The sequence below is a fragment of the Shigella sp. FC1967 genome (genome assembly GCF_001743005.1).
Taxonomy (GTDB): domain Bacteria; phylum Pseudomonadota; class Gammaproteobacteria; order Enterobacterales; family Enterobacteriaceae; genus Proteus.
The window spans coordinates 1-3,494 of the sequence record NZ_MIIZ01000772.1 but is presented as its reverse complement, the minus strand read 5'-3'; the positions used below and the strand labels follow the sequence as shown (position 1 = coordinate 3,494).

Sequence of the window (3,494 nt, the reverse complement as noted above, 5' to 3'; positions counted from 1 at the left end):
TCGTATCTTTCGAAGTTAGTGGAGGTGATGGGGAAAGTTAGAACATGGATGAATTAAAAGCGATTTGTTTTTCCACATTGTTGGTTTTGTAATGGAGTTATTTAAAACATCAGCGGCAATTGGTTCATGGAAATATCCTGATTTTGCTTACACAAAATTATGGGAAGTTCCTTTGTTTACAGGATTTATGTATTCCGCGGTAGGAAGCTATTTAATTCAAGCATGGCGTTTTTTTAAAAGTTCGTATAGATAATTACCCACCTTATTGGCTTGCAACATTAGTTGCTCTTGCGATTTATATTAATTTCTTTTCTCATCACTTTATTGGTGATTATCGATGGTACTTAACGGCTTTTATTTTAGGTCTTTATGCCCGCAGTGTGGTTTATTTTACGCCTTATGATACAGAGCGAAAAATGCCCTTATTACTCGCTTTTGTTCTGATAGGTTTCTTTATTTGGCTTGCTGAGAATTTCGGTACATTTTTTGGTGTTTGGCAATATCCTAACCAAATTGGGGCTTGGTCTGCTGTACATGCAGGTAAGTGGGGCTCTTGGTCGCTATTAGTCATCGTTACATTTACCATCGTAGTACATTTAAAGCATATTAAATACAGTGTCAGAGTGGTAAAATAGCGCTCACCTCGAATTTTAGTCAATAAAAAAGGAACTGTTCACAGTTCCTTTTTTTTACTGAGAGATTATCCAGAATGAATTATTTCTCATCATGTGCGTGGCTATCTTCTTTACAATTACCTTCAGCGCAGTGGCCATATAAATAAAGGCTATGATTGGAAAGTTTGATACCATGACGTTCAGCGATGTTTCTTTGGCGTAATTCAATTGCATCGTCTGTAAACTCGATAACTTTACCACAATCAAGACAAATTAAATGGTCATGATGGTGTTGTTGAGTTAATTCAAATACTGATTTACCACCTTCAAAATTATGTCGGGTAACAATACCAGCATCATCAAATTGGTTTAAGACGCGATACACTGTTGCCAGACCAATCTCTTCACCGATATCGATGAGTTTTTTGTAGAGATCTTCAGCACTGACATGATGGCACTCAGGATCCTGGAGCACTTCCAAGATCTTTAAGCGAGGAAGTGTAACTTTTAACCCAGCATTTTTTAACGCTTTATTATTGTCGGTCATGCGGATTTAATCCTGTTGCTAATGGTGAATTTAATTTTTGTGCTCACAAATAGGCTTTATTCATTAATACTCGGGTGAATAAATAACCTTATTGATTATAGGCATGATATTTAAAAATAAACACCCCACCTATCACACTATCTTAGCACACCATTGAATAATTATCATTCTCAATTTGAGTGTTTACGTTATCCCAGAATTTCGTCTAGGCTCATTTCTTCTTTGATCTGAGCAACCCAAGCGTCAACACGCTCTTCGGTTAATTCTGGTTGACGATCTTCATCAATTGCAAGACCGATAAAATGATTATCATCAGCAAGCCCTTTAGAGGCTTCGAAATGATAACCTTCAGTTGGCCAGTGTCCTACGATAACGGCACCACGAGGCTCAATAATATCGCGGATCGTACCCATTGCATCACAGAAATATTCTGCATAATCCTCTTGGTCACCACAACCAAATAGTGCAACAAGCTTACCATTGAAATCAATATCTTCTAGTGTTGGGAAAAAGTCATCCCAATCACACTGTGCTTCACCATAATACCAAGTAGGAATACCTAGTAACAGAATATCGAATGCTTCGATGTCTTCTTGACTGGATTTTGCAATATCATGTACTTCGGCATTGTCAGCGCCCAGTCTTTCTTGAAGCATTTTGGCAATATTTTCAGTGTTGCCAGTATCACTACCGAAGAATATTCCTATGAGTGCCATAAAGTGAGATAACCTCTTTTATTCTAAATTCGTTATATTTTAAATTGTAGCGTTATTGACTACGTATATTTTTACCAAACACATACTTCTTGTTGTATGTTTCTAGTGACTCATTCTCTCGTCATTTAGCTACACTTCAAAATATTTAGAGTATATTGTCTGTGTTTGAACAATTACTAGTGAAAGATAAGCATTATGTTTTCATTATAGAAAACTAAAAACGTATTTTGACGAAAATAGCAGGTTAATTCTGTCGAATTTGTGTGATTTATCTGCTAGCTATTTTTGTTTTGATACCTTTTTAAAGCGTGATTTTGCGCCAATTGCTCTAGTAGTATTTCTTCAATAAGCTCACTACGACTGACGTTTTTTTCTGTCGCCAACTCATTGAGAGCATTCACAGCATCTTCATTTAATTTTAACTCAACTCGACGTAAGCCATTAACTCTGTCACGTCTTAATTGATTGCGTTTATTAATTCTAAGCTGTTCATCCCGAGAAAGCGGGTTCGTTTTAGGTCGCCCAGGTCTGCGTTCATCTGCGAACAAATCCAGTGTGGTGCGATCAGTTTGTTCTTTTGCCATAAATTTTGCTGTGAAAGGGCGTATACCAATGACTAAATTGCGAAACGCCCAATAATACCCCACATAGTGTTGTCTCGCCACTGCTTCCTGTGTTTAACCTATTGTGATTTGGTCTTTTTATCAACAGACGCTATTTTTAAGCACAATAATTATACATTCTACTAAGCTTTCTCTAGAAAACGACGGATGGCTTTAATAACCGTATCGGGTTTTTCTGAATGTACCCAATGCCCTGTATTTGCGACAACAAAGGCAGTCGCGAGAGGAAATTGACGAGCGATGTTTTCACGATACTCATCTAAAATATAAGGTGATAAACCGCCACGAATAAATAACACTGGATGATGCCAAGCAGGCACCTCTTGCCAGCCAATAATGTCTGAATAAGCATTTTTTATTGCAGGCAAATTAAATAGCCATTCACCATTTTTGAATGATTTGAGTAAAAACGGGATCACGCCTTCCTCTTTAATAAAAGGACGCATGATTTCCGCCGCATCTTGACGGCGTGTAACTCCAGATTTTGTTACGGCTTCAAGCGCAGCAAAAATTTTGTCATGGCGGCGAACGTTATAAGCAACAGGCGACATATCAATAACAATAATGTTGGCGATACGTTTGGGGGCTAATGCTGTCATCGCCATTGCAATTTTTCCTCCCATTGAGTGCCCAATAATAATGGCTTTTGAGATAGTTAAACTATCAAGCAATGTGAGCACATCTTGTGCCATATCTTGATAATTCATACTTTCGCTATGAGGAGAGTGTCCATGGTTACGTACATCAATTTGTATCACGGTATTATCTTGACGAAGTGCACGACCTAAAACGCCTAAATTATTAAGATCACCAAAAAGGCCATGGATCAAGACGATAGGTAAACTCGATGTCGGTGTCGTTTCTGGTTGATGTAATTGATAATTTAATAATGTATTGAGTTTCATATTAATGACCAAGATGATTGCGATTTTCTTCTATGATGACATGCACAAGATGCTAAGCCAACTTATCGCAATAATATGAAAGAGTATTA

Annotated in this window: 4 protein-coding genes and 1 pseudogene; 1 reads left to right on the top strand and 4 read right to left on the bottom strand. The window is 37.5% G+C overall.

The genetic code is table 11. The features are described from left to right. Positions 1-28: 28 nt before the first annotated feature. Positions 29-635, top strand: a pseudogene (locus BHE89_RS27060) (DUF817 domain-containing protein); the annotation flags it as partial. A 79-nt stretch (positions 636-714) separates the two neighbouring features. Here the strand turns inward: BHE89_RS27060 and fur are convergent. From fur to ybfF, 4 genes are all read right to left on the bottom strand, one after another. Further along, positions 715-1,161, bottom strand: coding sequence for a ferric iron uptake transcriptional regulator (gene fur, locus BHE89_RS12590; protein WP_023581171.1), 447 nt, complete (start codon positions 1,159-1,161; stop codon positions 715-717). A 188-nt stretch (positions 1,162-1,349) separates the two neighbouring features. Next, positions 1,350-1,877, bottom strand: a complete 528-nt coding sequence (fldA, locus tag BHE89_RS12585) for a flavodoxin FldA (protein ID WP_069370077.1) — start codon at positions 1,875-1,877, stop codon at positions 1,350-1,352. A gap of 275 nt (positions 1,878-2,152) precedes the next feature. Continuing rightward, complete coding sequence (gene ybfE / locus BHE89_RS12580) at positions 2,153-2,461, bottom strand: LexA regulated protein (RefSeq protein WP_069370119.1); 309 nt, start codon at positions 2,459-2,461, stop codon at positions 2,153-2,155. Positions 2,462-2,622: 161 nt separating this feature from the next. Continuing rightward, positions 2,623-3,405 (bottom strand): esterase, encoded by a 783-nt coding sequence (gene ybfF, locus BHE89_RS12575; RefSeq protein ID WP_069370078.1) that lies wholly within the window; start codon positions 3,403-3,405, stop codon positions 2,623-2,625. Between the last annotated feature and the right edge of the window lie 89 nt (positions 3,406-3,494).